Genomic DNA, 22,307 nt, shown 5'->3' with positions numbered 1-22,307 from the left:
CGTTAAAATTCAGGAGATAGGAAACTTTGGGACTTAAGTAATTGCGAAAACTAGAAAAGTGGGTGAGTCAATGAAAGAGCGGAAACCAAAAAGTCAGGTTAAAAAGAATGGGAATGAAAGCAAGAAAACAAATAGTACAGGCAATTGTAATGATATTGCCATAGTCGGGATAGCCTGCCGATTCCCTGGAGCAGAAAACTATCAAGAATTTTGGAGAAATTTATCACAAGGAGTTAATTCAATTCGGGAAATTGATCGTTGGAATTTTGATGAACATTATTCTCCAACTGGTGATGATAGTAAAAGTATTAGTAAATGGTGTGGTCTGCTGGATAATATTGATAAATTTGACAATAATTTTTTTAATATTTCTCCTCGGGAAGCCGACAATATGGATCCCCAGCAACGGATACTATTAGAGGAAACTTGGCGTTGTATCGAGGATTCCGGGATATCTTTGAAAAAATTACAAAAAAAAAGGACCTCCGTATATGTAGGGGCTATGGCATTGGATTCCTATCTGAAGTCTCCTTCCGAAAATGATATAGACTTATATTCAGGATCAGGAAATTATCAATTTATGCTGGCAAACAGAACATCGTACTATTTAGGTTTAAGTGGTGAGAGCAAAGTAATTGAGGCGGCTTGCGCTTCAGCAACGGTGGCACTATGCGACGCTAAAAAAGCGCTAGCCATTGGGGACAGTGATTATGCACTGGTATCAGGAGTTAATTTACATTATTCCCCTATAAGGTACTTAATGTGGTCAAAAAACCGGATGTTAAGTAAAGACGGAAAATGTAAAACTTTTGATAAAGATGCCGATGGCTTTGTTTCCGGAGAGGGTATTGGTGTTTTATTACTACAGCCTTTAGATAAAGCAGTTCAAGATAAAAATAATATTTACGGAGTAATAAAAGGTTGTGCTGTTAATCACGGCGGGAAAGCAATTTCAATATCCTCCCCCCGGGTGGAGGCGCAGCGGGATGTAATTTTAGCAGCGTATGAAGATGCTGGATTTGGCCCGGATACAGTTACTTATATAGAAGCTCATGGTACAGGGACCTCATTAGGGGATCCCATTGAAGTAGAAGCTTTAACACAGGCGTTTCAGAGATCAACAATTGAAAAACAGTTTTGCAAAATTGGTTCTGTTAAAACAAATGTGGGACATTTGGAAGCAGCGGCGGGAATGCCGGGTGTAATTAAGGTTTTAATGATGATGCGCCATAAGAAAATTCCACCTAGTTTAAATATGAAAACCATAAATCCGATTATTGATTTTGAAAATTCTCCTTTTTCTATTGCTAGTGGTCTGACCAATTGGGTTAGTCGAAAAGAAGGAGAGCCATTAAGAGCAGGGGTTAGTTCATTCGGTTTTGGAGGCGTCAACGGTCATGTTTTGCTTGAAGAATACTCTGAACAAATAATTGAATCTGAGTCTCTTGCCGGATCAAGTTATCCATTTGTACTTTCAGCAAAGAATCCCCATAGTCTGGAAGATGTACTACATAATTGGAAAGAATTTACCAAAAGTGATAGCTTTTCAAAAATTGATTTTAAAGACATTTGTTTGACCCTGCTAACTCGGGAAGATTTTTCTTACCGTTGCGGGAAATTGCTTAAAAATAAAGCCGAATTAATAGAATTTCTGGAAAAATTGACAGCTGTTTCTGTTAATAAGATAACAGACGAATCCTGGTGCTTGCGTGTTGGTGAAATTTCATGGAATGATACTGATTTGGCAGAGACTATTAAAGAATTCCCTATTTTTAAAGAGAAATTTGATCAGGTTTTAGATTCATTAGATGAATTTGACGTAGATCATCAGATCAGAGAGGGATTTTTTCAGAAGAGTTGGCCAAAGCCGTATGTAACTTTGTATTCATTTATATTGAATTATGCCATTATTTCTACTTTAATCGAATTAGGACTCTCTTTGAATTTGATTACTGGTTTGAAGAAAGGGCTATGGATTAGTTTAGCTATTAGCGGCGTAATCGATATAAAAGAAATTTTAGCAGTCTTATGCGGGAAAAAAGAAGTAGACCAGTTAAAATTTACTCGACCGATTATTCCTTATTATGATCCAATTAACCGACAAGTATTAAATCCATATATTCTTGATGCCCAATACATAGGAAGTTTGATAGGTGAACTAAACATTTCTGATGAAATAGTATCACATTATTTAGAAAAAACGAATTCGCTATTAACAAATCAGTTTACTTTTGTTAAGTATTTAGAACAATGGGATAACAGGTTGAAGTCGGTAGAATTAGATGTTAAAAAACTGCTTAATGATGAAACCTTTTTAGTTCCAGGAGAGGAAGGTTTCAGTGGGAGAAAACTGTTATTAATGATTATTATGCTAAGTTCTTTATATAAACTCAACCAAAAGTGGAGTTTATCTGAACGGAAGCTGATAACAGATCAGAGGTTCTATGAATTGCTAGATCTTGTACTGGATGAAGTAATGCCTAAAGAAACTTTGATCACATTATTACTGAGTAACAATCCTGACCTAGCCGCGATTGCCACAACTTTAAACATCCGGCAAAGCAAGATTAATAACAAAACTAATTATAGCTATTTAAACGAATACAGTCAAAAAAAGATCGTAATACCGGATATTCAAAACTGGTTTGAACAGATGTTGGTATTGGAAGATCTACCGCTTTTACCGGATATGACATATGTAAATTTTGGGAAGCTAACCTCTGATCCTTTAGCAAGCAAAGTAATCACCTTTAATCCGACTGCAGAACTCTCTGTAGCTCTTAAAGAATCATTAGTCGGACTATGGACGCAGGGAGTGGGAATTCAATGGCAAAAATTATATCCCGAAAATTCCTTTAAAAATATTCCTTTGCCTGTTTACGCCTTTAATCGGAGTTCATTTTGGTTGCCTGACAAAGCTATGGAAGTAAAAAGTCCTTGTTTACATTTAGAAGCAGCAAAAAATACAACGAATCTAGCTTCTATTCATCCTTTATTGCATCAAAACATCTCTGATTTCTCTGAGCAACGGTTCAGTTCGACCTTTACGGGTCAGGAGTTTTTTCTGGCGGACCATATAGTGAAGGGGCAAAGGGTCTTGCCTGGGGTGGCCTATCTTGAAATGGCACGAGCGGCAGTGGAACAGGCAGTGGGGGGGTCACAAGAAGGTCAAACTCCTCCGATTCGACTAAAAAATGTGGTTTGGTCTAGGCCTATTACCGTAGGGACTCATCCAGTTGAGGTAAAGATTGGACTATGTCCTGAAGATAATGGAAATATTGCCTATGAAATCTATAGTGATTCTAAGGATATCAATGTAGAGCCTATAGTACATAGCCAAGGTAATATAGTATTAAGTTCAGCTTTTCAAGTTCCCACCCTTGATCTTAAGGTCTTACGAGCTCACTGCAGCCAAAGCAGTTTTTCATCCAGCCAATGCTATGAAGCATATCGCACAATGGGAATTAATTATGGTCCAGGTCACCAAGGGATTGAGAAGATCTATGGAGGACCAGATCAAGTATTGGCTAAGTTGTCCTTGCCTGCTTCTGTCTCCGCAACCCAAAACCAATTCGTCCTGCATCCTAGTTTATTAGATTCTGCCTTGCAGGCGTCGATTAGCTTACTAATGGGCTCTGGTGATCTGAGACTGTGCTTACCTTTTGCACTTCAGGAGCTTGAAGTTTTTAGTAAATGCACTTCTACTATGTGGGCTTTGATTCGTTACAGCAAAGGAAGTAAAGCCGGGGATAAAGTACAGAAGCTCGATATTGATTTGTGTGATGATATAGGAAATGTTTGTGTACGGATGAGGGAATTTTCGTCGAGGATACTGGAGGGCGAAGTAGGTTCGGCAAATTCTACAGAAACGCTCGGAACGCTGAGAGTTACACCTTGCTGGAAAGAACAAACGGCTTTTCAGGAAGCTACATTACCTGATTATGCTCGGCATGTAGTGATACTTTGTGAAGCGGATGAGGTGATTCAGGAAAGCATTAAGACCCAGATGAAGGAAGTGCGCTGCCTTACTTTGCAATCTGAGCAGAGGGGCATAGAGGAACGATTCCAAACCTATGCAGTCCAAGTATTTGAGGAAGTGCAAAGTATCCTCAAAGAAAAACCTGTGGACAAGGTATTAATCCAGATTGTAGTCTCTACACAGAATGAACAGCAGCTCTTCTTTGGACTTTCCGGGCTTTTGAAAACTGCTCAAATTGAGAATTCTAAACTCATTGGACAACTGATTGGCGTGGCTGGATGGGGAGATTCTCAAAGAATCATAGAGAAACTGAGGGAAAACAGTCAAAGTAATGATAACCAGATTCAATACAAAGAAGGGAAGAGATGGGTTGTCGATTGGAGGGAAGTGGAAGCTTCTCAGAAAGAAGTGGACATTCCCTGGAAAGACAAAGGTATCTATCTCATAACTGGAGGTACTGGCGGTTTAGGATTTATTTTTGCCAGCGAAATTGCACATAACGTCAAGAACGCAACGCTTATTCTGACAGGACGATCTCCACTGGGGGAGGAAAAACAAGCAAAACTTAGGGAATTAGAAGGCTTGGGTACCCGGATCGAATACAAGCAGGTTGATGTGACTCAAAAGGAAGCCGTATCCAGCTTGATCCAGATCATCCAAAAAGACTTTGGGAATATTAATGGTATCATTCATGGTGCGGGAGTGAAGCGAGATAACTTCATTATCAAAAAAACTAAGGATGAACTATTAGAAGTGCTGGCACCCAAAGTAACCGGACTGGTGAACCTAGATCAAGAAAGCAAGGATCTAAAGCTTGACTTCTTTATTCTCTTTTCCTCAATAGCAGGAAGCTTAGGTAATCTAGGGCAGGCCGACTATTCCACGGCTAACTCTTTTATGGATATGTATGCAAGGTACCGTAACGCTCTTGTGGATTCAAAACAACGACAAGGTCATACGCTATCCATCAATTGGCCGTTGTGGAAAGATGGTGGGATGCATGTTGATGAAGAAACCGAAAAGATGATGATGCAAAGTATGGGGATGATCGCCATGCAGACCAATACTGGCATAAGAACCTTGTATCAAGGCTTGGCCTCTGGCAAAGATCAGGTAATGGTTATGGAAGGCAAGCTTATACGAATGAAGCAAAAACTGCTTTCAAATCAACAATCCAAGAGCCCTGCTGCATCCGATTCTACAATTGGGATGGATACGAATAATATGCTGGACAAAGTGCAAGTAATTTTGATGCAAGCAGTGTCTAAATTGCTCAATATTAAGATTGAGGATATTGATGCTGAAGCCGAGCTGAGCGAATATGGGTTTGATTCCATCACATTCACCGAATTTGCCAATCAGCTTAACCAGGAATACAAGCTTGAATTGACTCCTACCATATTTTTTGAACGTCCAACTCTTCATAGTTTTGTTGAATATTTGGTGGAAGAACATCAAGCTGCATTTGTATCAAGATTTGCAGCACAAACCAAAGTTGAAATTCCTATACAAGCCATGGGAGACGAAGTGGAAGAAATTCTAACCAGCAAAAGACAATATTCTCGGTTTGTAAGAACGGTGGCTTTATCTGCATCAGAACCATTACAACCAGATAAAACCATTCCTGAACCTATTGCAATTGTTGGAATGAGTGGTAGCTTTCCTATGTCTAAAGATGTGAATGAATTTTGGAAAAACCTGAAGGAAGGTAAGGATTGTATCACAGAAATTCCTAAGGATCGATGGGATTGGCAGGAATGTTATGGTGATCCGAAAAAAGATGCCAATAAAACAAATATCAAATGGGGTGGATTTATTGACAGTATTGCTGAGTTTGATCCGTTCTTTTTCGGAATTTCTCCCAGAGAAGCTGAACTTATGGATCCTCAGCAGCGTCTAATGATGACCTATGTATGGAAAGTTGTTGAAGATGCCGGTTATTCAGCACAAAGCATCTCCGGAACGAATACAGGTATTTTTGTAGGTACTATGGATGTTGGCTATAGCCGATTACTTGCTAAATATAATGTAGCATTTGAAGCGTATTCTTCAACAGGTATGGTATCTTCCGTGGGGCCTAATCGAACTAGTTATTTTTTCGATTTCCATGGACCAAGTGAGCCGATTGAAACCGCTTGTTCCAGTGCGCTAGTCGCCATCCATCGGGCAGTAAGTGCTATTGAAAGTGGAAGTTGCGAAATGGCGATTGCTGGTGGTGTTAATACAATACCTTCATCTGACTATCATATAAGTTTTAGTAAAGCGGGTATGCTTTCGCCAGATGGACGATGCAAAACTTTTTCCAATCAAGCCAATGGTTATGCTCGAGGTGAAGGAGCGGGCATGATTTTTCTGAAAAAACTTAAAGATGCCGAACGGGCGGGCGATCACATCTATGGAATTATTCGCGGTACTGCCGAGAACCATGGCGGACATGCCAACTCCCTGACGGCTCCTAATCCCAAGGCTCAAGCAGAATTATTGAAAGCTGCTTATACTAAGGCTGCAATTGATCCTAGAACTGTCACTTACATTGAGGCACATGGAACAGGCACTAAACTTGGCGACCCAATTGAAATCAATGGGTTAAAGACTGCTTTTAAAGAATTGTATCAACGTACAGGCGATTCCCAGGTTGTAAATAGTCATTGTGGAATCGGTTCTGTCAAGACCAATATTGGTCATTTGGAAATTGCCTCTGGTATTGCAGGTGTGATTAAAGTCTTATTGCAACTCAAACATAAAACGTTAGTCAAAAGCCTGCATTGCGATACGATTAATCCATACATTGATCTTAAAGATAGTCCATTCTATATAGTCCAAAAATCTAAGGAATGGAAAGCCATACAAGATGTGGCGGGCAAAGAACTTCCGCGGCGAGCGGGTGTAAGTTCTTTTGGATTTGGTGGCGTGAACGCTCATGTAGTAATTGAAGAATATATTCCTAAGAAGCAGGAACGACCTCAAATTGTGATTACTCCTCAAAATCCTGCCATTATCGTGTTGTCGGCAAAGAGTGAAGAGCAACTCAAAATACAGGCACAGCAATTAGTGGACTTTATTGGGGAAATACAAATTTCAGCGACTGGATTAGCTGATCTGGCTTATACTCTTCAAGTAGGACGTGAAGCAATGGAAGAACGTCTGGCTATGAGCGTGGGGTCAAGTGAAGAACTTGTGGAAAAACTAAAGAGTTTTGTAGAAAACCAAGGTGGGATTTCTAATCTATATCGGGGGCAAGCCAAACGTAAGAAAGCAAAATTGACTAATTCCCCAGCAGAAGAGGATATGGCAAATACTATAGGTGATTGGATTTCTCAAAAGAAATATGGGAAGCTCCTAGAACTCTGGGTTGATGGTTTGAATTTCGATTGGAATCAGCTATATGGGAAAATTAAACCTTATCGTACCAGTTTACCAACATATCCTTTTTCCAGGGAACGCTATTGGGTTCCGAAAAGTGACAAACAGCGTAAGATTTCTTCCTTAGTTGATCAAAAAAACATTCAATTTGATGATGCATTTTTTGATCAACTACTGGATGAGGTAATGAATAATACGATAAGCATTGATAGTGCTTTGCAAAAAGCAAAAATAATGGGATTTGACAATAGTAGGAGGTAAATATGAAAGATTTTCTTCAGTATATTTTATATGAAGTGAAAAACAAGAGGTTGGCAAAAATAGACGCAAAAGATTTAATACGTCAATTACAAACTCAAGTTATTTCTGCGAAATCTGATTTTATTCATCCTTTGTTGCATCAAAATATTTCTGATCTTTCTTCGCAACGATTTAGTTCAACTTTTACGGGTCAGGAGTTTTTTTTTGCGGATCATGTAGTGCAGGGAAAACGGATTTTACCTGGGGTAGCCTATCTTGAAATGGCACGAGAGGCAGTAAAACAAGCCATAGGAGATTTAGAAGAAGATAAGACCCAGCTTAAGATTAAAAATATAGTTTGGTCTAGACCTATTACCGTAGAGGAACAGCCAGTAAAAGTAAATATTGAACTCTATCCTGAAGATAATGGAGAGATTACATATGAAGTTTCTAGTGAATCTGAAAAAGCGGGCATAGAACCTGTAGTACACAGTCAAGGGATTGCAGTGTTGAGTTCGGCATGGAAGGCTCCAACGTTGGACCTTAAGGAACTAGAAGCTCATTGTAATCAAAGTCTTTCTTCTAGTCAATTCTACCAAGCCTATAGTGCAATGGGAATTGACTATGGTCCGGGACATCGGGGTATTGTTACAGCTTATATAGGATCGGGCCAAGTTTTGGCAAAATTGTCTTTGCCATCGACCATTACTACTATGCAGGATCAGTTTGTTCTGCATCCCAGTTTGATGGATTCAGCCTTACAGGCATCATTAGGTCTAATGATGGGCGATAGTACGCGCCCCTTAAAGCTCGCTCTGCCCTTTGCATTACAAGAAATTGAAATTTTCGGTAATTGTTCTTTAACAATGTGGGCTTTAATTCGATATAGTGAGGGCAGCAAAGCTGGGGATAATGTGCAGAAACTTGATATTGATTTATGTGATGAAATAGGAAATGTTTGTGTGCGGATGAAAGGATTTACATCAAGAATGTTGGAAGGCGAAGTGGGTACTATAGGTTCCTCAGAAACTATCGAAACGTTGCGGCTTACACCTTGCTGGAAGGAACAAACTGCTGTTCAAGAAGCTGTATTACCTGACTATGTTCAGCATGTAGTGGTACTTTGTGAACCAGATGGTGTTACCTTGGAGAGTATTAAAACCCAAATGAGGGGTGTGCATTGCCTTGTCTTACAATCTAAGGAGAACAGTATAGAGGAACGATTCCAAACTTATGCCGTTCAAATATTTGAGGAAATTCAAAGCATTCTCAAAGAAAGACTTACCGGTAAGGCGCTAGTTCAGATTGTAGTTTGTACAGAGAATGAGCAGCAGCTCTTCTTTGGACTTTCCGGGCTTTTGAAAACCGCTCAGCTTGAAAATCCTAAACTTATAGGACAACTAATCGGAGTGGACCGGTGGACAAATTCTGAAGAAATCATAGAAAAACTCAAGGAAAACTGCCAAAGTCCCTTTGAGAATCAAATTCAATATCAAGAAGAAAAAAGATTGGTTAGCGGTTGGAGAGAAGTGGAAGCATCTCAGGAAGAAGTGGGTATACCTTGGAAAGACCAAGGCATCTATCTCATCACAGGAGGTGCTGGAGGCCTCGGTCTCATTTTTGCGAATGATATTGCACATAAAGTAAAGAATGTGTCATTGATCCTTACAGGACGATCCCCGCTTAGGGAAGACAAGCAAGAAAAGATCAAGGAATTAGAGCAGGTTGGCGTCCGAATAGAATATAAGCAAATTGATGTGACCCAGAAGCAGGCTGTTAGCGATTTAATCGATAGTGTTCAAAAGCAATATGGAAGACTTGATGGTATCATTCATGGTGCGGGAGTAAACCGAGATAACTTTATTATTAAAAAGACAAGGGATGAGTTTTTAAAAGTGTTATCTCCCAAAGTCACTGGATTAGTCAATCTGGATCAAGCAAGCCGGAATTTAAATCTTGACTTTTTTGTTCTTTTTTCCTCGATAGCAGGAAGCTTAGGCAATCTAGGTCAGGCCGATTATGCAACCGCTAATGCTTTCATGGACGTCTATGCAAGGTATCGTAATACTCTGGTAGATGCAAAACAACGGCAAGGTCAGACCTTATCCATTAATTGGCCGCTGTGGAAAGAGGGCGGTATGCACGTTGATGAAGAAACCGAAAAGATGATGATGCAAAGCATGGGCATGATTGCCATGAAGACACCAACCGGTATTAGAGCCTTGTATCAGGGCTTAGCTTCTGGTAAGGAGCAGGTGATGGTGATGGAGGGCAAACTGGCACGAATGAAACAAAAACTTTTGATGACAACTTATAACACTCAGCAATCGAAAGTTTCTGCTACAACCGAGGTTAATATGGGTAATATACTGGATAATGTGCAGAACGTTCTACTGCAAGCTGTATCCAAATTACTGAAAGTCAAGAGCGAGGATATTGATGTCGATGCCGATCTGAGTGAATATGGGTTTGATTCGATTACATTTACCGAATTTGCTAATCAACTAAATCAGGAATACAACCTTGAACTAACACCCACTATATTTTTTGAATATCCAACCCTTCATAGTTTTGCGGAATATTTGGTGGAAGAACACCAAGCAGTATTTAAAGTGGAACCAGAGATAGTTCCCATAGCATCTGATTCTACAAGAGGGACTGATATGGGTAATATACTGGACAACGTGCAGACCGTTTTACTGCAAGCTGTATCAAAATTACTTAAAGTTAAGAGCGAGGATGTTGATGTCGAGGCCGATCTGAGTGAATATGGGTTTGATTCGATTGCATTTACTGAATTTGCCAATCAACTGAATCAGGAATACAGTCTTGAACTAACGCCCACTATATTTTTTGAATATCCAACCCTTCATAGTTTTGCGGAATATTTGGTGGAAGAACACCAAGCAGTATTTAAAGTGGAACCAGAGATAGTTCCCATAGCATCTGATTCTACAAGAGGGACTGATATGGGTAATATACTGGACAACGTGCAGGCCGTTTTATTGCAAGCTGTATCCAAATTACTTAAAGTTAAGAGCGAGGATGTTGATGCGGATGCCGATCTGAGTGAATATGGGTTTGATTCGATTACATTTACTGAATTTGCCAATCAACTGAATCAGGAATACAGTCTTGAACTAACGCCTACTATATTTTTCGAATATCCAACCCTTCATAGTTTTGCAGAATATTTGGTGGAAGAACACCAAGCTGTGCTTAAAACAAAAATGGGCGTACAAATTAAGGCTGAACCCCCTGTGCAAGTTAAGGAAGAAGAAGTGGAAGAAATTCTATTCAGCGTAAGAAAAAAACGTTCCCGGTTTGCAAGAATGGTGACGGCACCCACATTAGAAGCAGCGAACTCATCGAAGCCGGATACTATCAGTCCTGAACCTATTGCAATTGTAGGAATAAGTGGTATATTTCCTATGGCCAAAGATGTAAATGATTTTTGGAAGAATCTTACAGAAGGTAAGGATTGTATCACTGAAATCCCTAAAGAGCGTTGGGATTGGCGGGAGTATTATGGTGATCCTAAACAAGATAGAAATAAAACAAATGCTAAATGGGGCGGCTTTATTGATGGTATAGATGAGTTTGATCCATTATTCTTTGGTATATCTCCCAAAGAAGCCGAGTTTATGGACCCCCAGCAGCGCCTATTGATGACCTATGTTTGGAAAGCCATTGAAGATGCTGGGTATTCGGCTCAAAGTCTTTCGGGAACCAACACAGGCATTTTTGTGGGGACAACAGGTACCGGTTATATGCAGCTGGTTTTTCAGGCAAATAGGACAATTGAAGGTTATTTTAATACTGGTATCGTGCCTTCGGTAGGACCCAACCGAATGAGCTATTTTTTAAATGTTCATGGGCCCAGTGAACCTATTGAAACCGCGTGCTCAAGTTCATTAATCGCCATCCACCGGGCGGTAAGCGCCATAGAGAATGGAACTTGTGAGATGGCAATCGTTGGTGGTGTAAATACTATCATGATGCCAGAGGTTCATATCAGCTTTAATAAAGCCGGAATGCTCTCTGAAGATGGGCGATGCAAAACTTTTTCCGACAAGGCTAACGGCTACGTTAGGGGGGAAGGAGCGGGAATGGTATTCCTGAAAAAGCTCAAGGATGCAGAGCAGGCAGGAGACCACATCTATGGAATTATTCGGGGGTCTGCCGAGAACCATGGGGGCCATGCCAATTCTTTGACGGCGCCTAATCCTAAGGCTCAGGCGCAAGTATTGAAAGCTGCATATACTAAGGCTGGTATTGATCCAAGGACGGTTACTTACATTGAAGCCCATGGAACAGGTACTAAACTTGGTGATCCAATTGAAGTTAATGGTCTGAAAATGGCATTTCAAGAGCTTTATGAGACTTCAGGATATGCTCAAGTAGCAGGCCGACATTGCGGGCTGGGATCGGTGAAAAGCAATGTTGGCCACTTGGAGCTGTCTGCTGGTATTGCAGGCGTGATTAAAGTCTTACTGCAGCTTAAAAATAAAACACTGGTGAAAACGCTTCATTGCGATACCCTTAATCCCTATATCAATCTGGATAATAGTCCCTTTTATATTGTGCAGGAAACACAAGAATGGAAGGCATTAAAAGATGCTTATGGCAATGATCTTCCCCGACGGGCTGGCGTAAGTTCTTTCGGGTTTGGGGGGGCTAACGCCCATATCGTATTTGAAGAATATGTCCCTAAGATCCAGGCGCGGTCAGAGATGATAATAAATTCCCAAAACCCTGCAATGATCGTGCTGTCGGCAAAGAATGAAGAACAGCTGCAAGAGCAGGCAAGGCAATTATTGACCGCCATTCAGGAGCAGAAATTCTCAGATGCTGATTTAGCAGATATAGCCTATACTCTCCAGGTCGGGCGTGATGCTATGGAAGAACGTCTGGCTATGATCGTAAAAACGACCAAAGAACTTGAGGCGAAATTAAAGAATTTTGTGGAAGGCAAGGAAAGCATAGAGGACTTGTATCTAGGCCAGGTAAGGCGCAACAAGGAAGCTTTTGCTGTTTTTGCTGCAGATGAAGATATGGCAAAAACGATTGATGCCTGGTTTACTAAGAGGAAATATGGGAAGCTTCTCGAGCTTTGGGTCAAGGGATTGGTGTTGGATTGGAATAAACTATACGGTGATAGCAAACCCCAAAGAATTAGTCTGCCTACCTATCCATTTGCGCGGGAACGCTATTGGGTACCCGAGGTTGAACCTATCAACACAACAAGTCCAGCTATTGCAACTTCCATTAATCCATTATTGTATCAAAGCACTTCAAATTTTTCTGAGCAAAGCTTCGGATCGGCGTTTACGGGACAGGAGCTTTTTGCCGCAGATCCTGTAATGAAGGGAGAGGATTTTAGATTGAATGCTGCAGATGATATCACAATTCAGCCGCAAGAGCATTTGAAGGTACTCACCAACACTGATGCGGAGACCTTGAAATCAGCTTCCATAGACCAGCTTAAAGTATTGCTGGAAGGCGTTACTAAGATTCCGGCTAACAGATTGGATGCGGATGCACACTTTGAAGAATTAGGTTTGGATTCCATAATGATTTCCATTCTCAATCAAAAAATAGAGCAATGGATTGGGAAACTAGATGCAACCATGTTTTTTAAATATAATACCATCCGGACTTTAGGCGCTTATCTTGTAAAAGCCTATCCTGACGCAGTTTCGGCCTTGGTCAGTAAAGCTAATGTACCAACACTGCCACAGCACCACCGATCTCAAACAAAAGAAATTCCTACTATGGTCTCGACATACTCAGCAAAACCTTGGGAAAGGCAAGTGAGTTCATCTGTTCCAGATACCCACCCATGGGCTGATATTGCCATAATAGGACTTGCCGGGCGATATCCACAGGCTGCAACTCTAGATCAATTCTGGAAAAATCTGTATGATGGCAAAGATTGTATTGAAGAAATACCTCCCCAACGTTGGTCACTGGATGGATTTTTTGAACCGGATCGTGCCAAAGCTGCTGCAAGTGGGCTTAGTTATAGCAAGTGGGGTGGATTTTTAGAAGGTATTGATTATTTTGATCCATTATTTTTTAATATTTTGCCAAGAGATGCTATGCTTATGGACCCTCAAGAACGATTGTTTTTAGAAGTGGCCTGGGAGTGTTTAGAAGATGCCGGATATACTCGAAAATCTTTGAGAGAAGATGGATATGGAAATCAAATAGGAGTATTTGTTGGTGCAACCTTCAATAATTATCAGCTGTTAGCAGCTGAATCCGCGGTGCGTGCTAAGCAAGAGCTTTATCCTGCATACAGCCAAATGTTTTCAATTGCGAATCGAGTGTCCTTTGTAATGAACTTAACTGGACCAAGCTTGACTGTGGATACTGCGTGTTCATCATCGCTGTATGCAATTCATTTGGCTTGTGAAAGTATTCGCAGCGGTCAGTCGCGTATGGCAATTGCCGGCGGAGCAAATTTATCACTTCATCCGAGTAAATATATCTTACTTTCACAAGGGCAATTCAATGCTTCTGACGGACGCTGCCGGGCATTTTGCGAGGGGGGGACAGGTTATGTTCCTGCAGAAGCAGTTGGTGCAGTTTTCTTAAAGCCTTTGCAGGATGCAATAAAAGATCAGGATATTATTTACGGCGTTATTAAAGGCAGTGCTACCAGTCATGCAGGCAAGACCAATGGCTATACTGTTCCCAGCCCAGTGTCGCAGTCGTTGGCAATAGAAAAAGCGCTGGCACTCAGTCAAATCTCTCCTCGGAGTATTAGTTGTATTGAAGCCCATGGAACTGGGACGGCATTAGGCGATCCAATTGAGATAACAGGGTTAACCGATGTTTTCCAAAAGTATACAAAAGATACAAGTTTTTGCTCAATTTCCTCTGTAAAATCAAATATCGGTCATCCAGAGGCTGCTGCAGGAATTGCCCAACTGACGAAAGTCCTTTTGCAGTTGAAGCATAAAACTCTTGTAAGAAATGTAATGCATGGAGCGGGTTTAAATCCTAATATTGATTTTGCTCAAACTCCATTTATTGTACAAGCAAAAACCGAGCATTGGAAACGCCCCTTAATTGATGGCCGAGAAGTACCAAGACGAGCTGGTATCTCCTCCTTTGGCGCGGGAGGTGCAAATGCCCATATCGTGGTTGAAGAATATCTTCCCAGGGATCAGGAGCGTTCTTCTATTACTATTACTACTCATAACCCGGCAATCATTGTACTGTCGGCCAAGGAGGAAGATAGACTTAAAGAGTATGCAGAGCGATTGTTGGCCACAATCCAAGAGGAGCAATTCGAAGAGAACAGCTTGGCTGATATAGCCTATACACTGCAGGTGGGACGCGAAACTATGGAAGAGCGCTTGGCTATGACGGTGTTATCTATCAAAGAACTTGAAGAGAAACTGAAGGGCTTTTTGCAAGAAAAGAGTGGTATTGAGGATTTTTATAGAGGACAGGTCAAACGTAATAAAGATACATTGACAATGTTTACAGGTAATGAAGACTTGCTAATTGAAAATTGTATTAAAAGCGGAAAATATTCTCAACTTATGGATCTCTGGACGAAAGGATTGAATTTTGATTGGGAGAAGTTATATGGCAATTACAAACCTCGTCGCATCAGTTTGCCGGCGTATCCCTTTGCCAGAGAAAGCTATTGGATTCCAGAAGTAAAATCTAGCATCACAACAGAATCCTCTGTGGCAGCAGCTATCCATCCGCTGTTGCATCAAAATACTTCGAACTTTTCTGAACAACGATTTAGTTCAAACTTTACAGGTCAAGAATTTTTCCTGGCAGATCATGTAGTGAAAGGTCAGTGCGTCTTGCCTGAGGCGGCCTATCTTGAGATGGTTCGCGCGGCAGTCGCTGAGGCGGCAGGAACCTTGGAAGAAGAACAAACAGGGCTCTGGCTAAAGAATATTGTCTGGGCAAGATCCATTGCAGTCAATAGACAGCCTATACAGGTACATATAGGACTATATCCCGAAGGTAATGGAGAAATATCCTATGAAATTTATACCAAGTCCGTAGAAGGCAATAAAGAGCCTATAGTACACAGTCAGGGTACTGCTGTGCTAAGTGGGATTGCAAAAGCCCCAACTGTAGATCTAGAGACCTTACAAGTACAGTGCAGCCCAAATACCCTCAGTTCGAATCAATGCTACGAGACATTTAAGGCGATGGGGATCGAGTATGGTTTGGGATACAGGGGAATTGAAAAGGTGTATGTGGGATCAGGTCAAGTGCTGGCTAAGATATCCTTACCTCAGTCTGCAGCCGATACGAAAGATCACTATGTGCTGCATCCAAGTGTAATGGAAGCTGTATTGCAAGCGTCAATCTGCCTAAGGATAGGCAATGATGAGCTCAAGCCAATTCAGCTCTTTGCTCTTAATGATTTGGAGTTATTTAGTAAGTGCACTTCTGCCATGTGGGCTTTCATTAGATATAGTGATGGTAGTGTGGCAGGGAATCAAGGGGAAAAACTTGATATTGACTTATACGATGAACAGGGAAAGGTTTGTGTACGGATGAAAGGATATTCAACTAAAAGACTGGACGATGAAATGGATGCAGTAGAGGCTTCAACAGATGTAGGGACTGTGATGTTCTATCCTAGCTGGAAAGAACAAGCTGTTGGCCGGGAAGTCACAGCTCCTGACTATGCCCAGCATCTGGTAATGCTTTGTGAGCGGGATGATGTATCCAGAGAAAGCATTGAAACCCAAATGGGTGGTGTGCGCTACATTACTGTAACAAATGAACAAGATGGAATTGATAAGAGGTTTCAAAGCTATGCTATCCAAGTGTTTGAAGAAATCAAAAGCATTCTTGAAAGCAAACCTAAAGGCAAGGTGCTGATACAGATTGTGGTTTCTTCTCAAAAGGAGCAGCAACTTTTCTCCGGTCTCTCCGGACTCTCCGGGCTTTTGAAAACAGCCAAGCTTGAGAATCCCAGAATAATAGGACAGTTGATTGAAGTAGAAGCAGGAGAAGATTCCTACGGAATCATAGAAAAACTGAAAGAGAACAGTCGAAGCCCAATCGATAACTATATTCGATATCAAGACGGCACACGATATGTTTCCAATTTGAGTAAATTGGAAGTTCCCGGAGAGAAAGAGGTAATCCCTTGGAAAGATCAGGGCATATATCTGATTACAGGAGGATCTGGAGGATTAGGGCTTATATTTGCCAAAGAGATTGTTCAGCGTGTTAAGGGGGTAACCCTGATTGTCACTGGACGATCCCCCCTGAAAGAAGACAAACAAAGTCAATTGCAGGAATTACGGTTACTGGGGGCCAGAATCGAATACAGACAAGTTGATGTGAATCAAAAAGAAGCAGTTGCTGATTTAATTCAAAGTATTCAAAAAGACTTTGGAACCCTAAATGGCATCGTTCATGGTGCTGGAATCATTAGAGACAACTTTATTATCAAAAAGACCAAAAAAGAACTGCAAGAAGTTATGCTGCCAAAGGTTACAGGACTGGTAAACGTGGATCAGGCAAGCAAAAATCTCCCTTTGGACTTCTTAATTCTCTTCTCTTCAGTAGCAGGACCTATGGGCAATCCAGGTCAGGCTGACTACGCTGCAGCTAATGCCTTCATGGACGCTTATGCGAAATATCGCAATACTCTGGTGGCTGAACAGCAGCGCCATGGAAAAACGCTAGCGATGAATTGGCCGTTGTGGAAAGATGGAGGGATGCACATTGATGAAGAAACCGAGAAGATGATGATGCAGAGCGTGGGCATTATTACCATGCAGACCTCAAGTGGTATTCGGGCTTTGTATCAAAGCTTGGCTTCAGGTAAAGAGCAGGTGATGGTGATGGAAGGTGACTTAGAGAGGATACAAGAATATTTATTAGATACTCCTGCCAAATCCGACTTGCATTTGTCGAATGCAGCGATGCCACAAATTGATCCAGAAATACTTAAAGAAAAAACAGTACACCAACTTAAAGTTCTGTTAGGAGAAGTAACCAAGCTGGGGATTGCCAGAATTGATGCAGAAGAGTCTCTCGAAAATTATGGGATTGATTCCATCGTGATTACCCAGCTCAATCATGAGCTTGCCGGTATCTTTGGAGAGTTATCAAAAACCTTATTTTATGAGTACCCAAATTTAGCATCACTGGCAGAATATCTTGTTGCTGACTATTCACAAATATGTATGCGGTGGACTGGGCTCGGGGATCAGGCTCAATCAATACTGGAACCGGAAAATTTGAAAAAGTCCTCACCAGCATTGCATCTAGATAGTCAAATTCCTGTACTGACATCATTGAAAGCAGGAAGGAAGCAAAATCGCAGTTTTGCCAATAATGTTCTAAGTAATGGAGAGCAAGAACCTATTGCCATCATCGGTATGAGCGGGCGTTATCCCCAGGCAAAAAACCTCAAAGACTATTGGGAGAATTTAAAATCAGGTAAAGACTGCATTACAGAGATTCCAGCAGAGCGTTGGTCTTTGGATGGATTCTTCCATCCGAGTAAACAAGAAGCTATAGCACAAGGCAAAAGCTATAGCAAATGGGGCGGCTTTATAGATGGGTTTGCCGATTTTGATCCTCAGTTTTTTAATATTTCGCCTCGGGAAGCCGGTAATATGGATCCTCAGGAACGATTGTTTCTTGAGTCTTGTTGGGAAGTGTTTGAAGATGCAGGATATACAAAAGAACAGCTTGCCGTAAAATATAACGGGCGAATTGGTGTTTTTGCGGGAATTACCAAGACTGGTTTTGAGTTGTATGCCCCTGATTTATGGAAACAGGGTAAAATAGTGTTTCCCCATACTTCCTTCAGTTCTGTAGCAAATAGAATCTCCTACCTGCTGAATCTGCAGGGGCCCAGTATGCCAATTGATACAATGTGTTCTGCCTCATTAACAGCCATTCATGAAGCCTCTGAACATATTCGCCGTGGAGAATGTGAAATGGCAATTGCAGGCGGGGTTAATCTGTACCTTCATTCCTCAAGTTATATCGGACTTAGCGCCCAGCAAATGTTGTCTGTGGACGGACGTTGCAAGAGCTTTGGGCAAGGCGGAAATGGATTTGTACCTGGTGAAGGAGTTGGAGCTATTTTACTCAAAGGCCTATCTCAGGCAATCGCTGACGAGGATCATATTTATGCTATCATCCGAGGAACCAGTATTAATCATGGCGGTAAGACAAATGGGTATACTGTTCCTAATCCTGCAGCTCAGGGAGATGTCATTCGTAGGGCACTGGATAAAGCTGGGGTAAATGCCCGGACAACAAGTTATATAGAGGCTCATGGTACAGGAACGGAACTTGGAGATCCGATAGAAATTACGGGATTAAGCCAGGCTTTTCGAAAAGACACACAAGATACCGAATTTTGTGCCATTGGTTCGGCAAAATCCAATATTGGGCATTTAGAAGCAGCAGCTGGGATTGCAGGAGTTACTAAGATTGTATTGCAAATGAAGCACCAAAAGATTGTTCCAAGTCTGCATGCTAAGGACTTGAATCCCAATATCAATTTTGCAAAGACACCATTTGTAGTGCAGCAGGAACTTGCAGAATGGAAGCGACCAGTGATTGAGATTAACGGAGAAAAGAAGGAATATCCAAGGATAGCCGGTATTTCAGCATTTGGTGCTGGAGGATCAAATGCTCATGTAGTGATAGAAGAATATATCGCGAAGGAGCAGGAACGACCTCGCATTGCGATTACTACTCAAAATCCTGCCATTGTGGTGTTATCTGCAAAGAATGAAGCTCGGCTCAAAGAGCAAGTACAGCAATTGTTAATCGCAATTGAAGAACAGCAATTCACGGATCTTGACCTTGCAAATCTGGCGTATACCCTCCAGGTAGGTCGCGAAGCCATGGAAGAACGCTTGGCTGTGATCGCGGGGTCAATCAAAGAGCTTAATGACAAACTCAAGAGTTTTGTAGAAGGTAATAATGGAATAGTCCAGATGTATCGGGGGCAGGTGAAATGCAATAAAGATACTCTGGCTATTTTTGCCGATGAAGATTTGCAATTGGCGATTGATAATTGGATCAGCAAAGGGAAATATACAAAGCTTTTGGATATTTGGGTCAAAGGGCTAGTCTTTGATTGGAACAAAATTTATGGAGAGATTAAGCCTCGCCGAATTAGCCTACCTACGTATCCATTTAGTAGGGAGCGATTCTGGATACCTGAGGCAATTAAAGATTCACAAGTATCATTGAGTGATGGTCAGGCGAATTTTGAAAATCGAAACAAGTTATTACACCGAATTGATTCTGAAAAAAATACTTCAGTACCTTTGAAAGGCAAACGTATTTCTTCACCATTAAAAGAAGTTCAATTTGAATATATAATGAATACTGATAATTTTGCCGAACTAAAGGATAACCATAATGTGTTACATGTAGGATACTACCAGGAAATGCTGTGTGATGCTGTTAAGGATAGTTTCAATACAAGCTCATATGTGGTGAATCATATGGAATTTTTATCAGCTTTGAGGTTCACTGAAAGCAGTAGTAGAATTGTCAATTTGCTTTTTAGCCCTGAAGATGAAAATGGTTTTATGAAGTTTCAATTTAATAGCCGGGAAATAGACAAGAATGAGTGGTCTCTGCATGTTACAGGAAGCCTTAAAATAAACAAGGATATTGAGCATAATAGACTAGCCGTTGAAGAATTAAGTTATATTATGGAGCAAAGCGAGCAGTATCTGGCCTCTGAGTTTTATCAGAAAATACATGAGCAGGGTTTTCGCCTTGGTGATAGTGTAAAATGGGTGGATCAAGTTTGGCATAGGGATGGAGAAATACTTGCACGCTTTAGACCTTTCACTGAAGCTGAGAAGATTTATAATTACTCTATAGGTATCCATCCTGGCGTGCTAGATGCATGCGCGCAGCTTTTCGTCTTTGCTGGTTCCGATTGTCTGCCACCAGGTACCGTATTTATGGTTGTAGAGATGAAAGAATTCCACTTAAATTGCGTTGGCAATAGAGACAAAGCGATATGGTGTCACTTTATACTAGACAAGAATGGTGAAAAGAACAATTATATACAAGGGGAATATAAGCTTTTTGATGATGATGGGCTTATTCTCGTACAGGCAAGAGGAAAAAAGGTAAAAAAATTAGATATAAAAAGAATGGAAGTTTTAAAGCTGACTCGTGATGAAGTAGACGGCATTAAAAGCTCTTGGATCATGGATGAGATAAGAAGTAAAACGGGAGCTTCTAAGACGCAAGCATTAGAACAATACTTGCGGCAAACGATGGCCGAACAATTAGGTATGCTGCCGGAAAATCTTGACGTTGACGAGCCCTTGAGAGATTTGGGAATGGATTCAATTGCCGCTGTAAATTTTATAAGTATGGTTGATAAGTCGTTGGGCATAAAGATTCCAGCGGAGGAAATACTCCAAGGACCAAGTATAAAGGAACTGGCTGCTACTTTGAAGACCGAATTCCAGGAGATCGTTGCTGAGCCTGAAAACGTGGAAAGCAGACATAAATTAGGAATTCTTAAGGTTGAAGAAATGGAAAGTTATCTGCGACAAATTATGGCTGAGCAACTAGGAATGCTGCCGGAAAATCTTGACATTGACGAACCATTAAGAGATTTGGGAATGGATTCCATTGTCGCTGTAAATTTTATAAGTATGGTTGATAAGTCATTAGGCATAAAGATTCCAGCGGAGGACATACTGCAGGGTCCAAGTATAAAGGAATTGGCTGTTACGCTGAAGACTAAATTTCAAGAGTTCATTGTTGAACCGGAAGTAGAGAAAAGCAAACTCAAAGAAAAAAATCAAGCAAGTATATGGTATGCCCATAGGATTATCAAAGAAAATGCCAAGTTCAGACTCTTTTGCATACCCTTTGGCGGGGCTGGGGCTTCATTGTATCGTACGTGGCAAGCAAATTTGCCAGATTATATTGAAGTATGTCCTATCCAGTTGCCTGGCAAAGAAAATAGAATAAAGGAACAGCCTATAGATAATATTAGTGATGCAATATGTGTGCTGGAAAAAGCGATTAAACCTGAATTAGATATTCCTTATGGTTTTTATGGACATAGTTTTGGGGCACTAATCTCTTACAGGTTAGCCTACTATTTATGGAAAAATAGCAATAATAAACCTAGCCACTTGTTCGTAGGAGGGTTTACTGCACCTAGTTCTACACCGAATCCCAACTTTGAACGAAGACTTGCTTTATTGAAATCTATGGGATTTAAAGGAATCCCCTCCCTAAGTGATATAGAATGTTTTACACCTGCCCAATTAAAAGAAATAGTGAATGAAATAGGAGGAATGAAAGGAAAAGTTGTGGAGGAAGATATGGCTAGGAAGCTAATAGGAGGAGCTTTTTCAGATTTGAGAATTGTAGAAAGTTTTACGTATAAAGAGGAAGAGCTATTTGATATACCAATTACTGCTTTTCATGGTAAGAGAGAAGATCGTGTTACAGAAACGGACATGCAGTCATGGAGTAACAATACTACGTCATCATGCAAATTACATGTGTTATCTGGAGACCATTTCTTTTTGAATAAAGAGCAGAACCAAGATGAGTTGCTGGCACTGATTAAAGAAGATATAAACAAATATATATCCTAATGATGCTTTGCAGCCAGACTTTATAACAGTAATCAACAAGAGAGTCGTCTGTCTTCTAAATGAATTGAGCCTTTTGTGTTAGACTTTTTCTAAAATGTCCAATA

At 40.9% G+C, this 22,307-nt stretch carries 2 protein-coding genes; both read left to right on the top strand.

Annotated features, from left to right (window positions below; genetic code table 11):
* Window positions 1-70: 70 nt before the first annotated feature.
* Window positions 71-7,603, top strand: a complete 7,533-nt coding sequence (locus LMF89_RS01090; protein ID WP_229533488.1) for an SDR family NAD(P)-dependent oxidoreductase — start codon at window positions 71-73, stop codon at window positions 7,601-7,603.
* A gap of 2 nt (window positions 7,604-7,605) precedes the next feature.
* Window positions 7,606-22,203 carry an SDR family NAD(P)-dependent oxidoreductase gene (locus LMF89_RS01085; protein WP_229533487.1) on the top strand — a complete coding sequence of 4,866 codons (14,598 nt, stop codon included), beginning with the start codon at window positions 7,606-7,608 and terminating at the stop codon, window positions 22,201-22,203.
* Window positions 22,204-22,307: the final 104 nt, after the last annotated feature.

The organism is Pelosinus baikalensis, assembly GCF_020819555.1.
GTDB classification, from domain to species: domain Bacteria; phylum Bacillota; class Negativicutes; order DSM-13327; family DSM-13327; genus Pelosinus; species Pelosinus baikalensis.
This window is presented reverse-complemented; position numbering and strand designations above follow the sequence as displayed.

Coding starts and splice junctions, on each gene's coding strand:
- LMF89_RS01090 (WP_229533488.1), top strand. CDS start 71: ATGAAAGAGCGGAAACCAAAAAGTCAGGTTAAAAAGAATGGGAATGAA.
- LMF89_RS01085 (WP_229533487.1), top strand. CDS start 7,606: ATGAAAGATTTTCTTCAGTATATTTTATATGAAGTGAAAAACAAGAGG.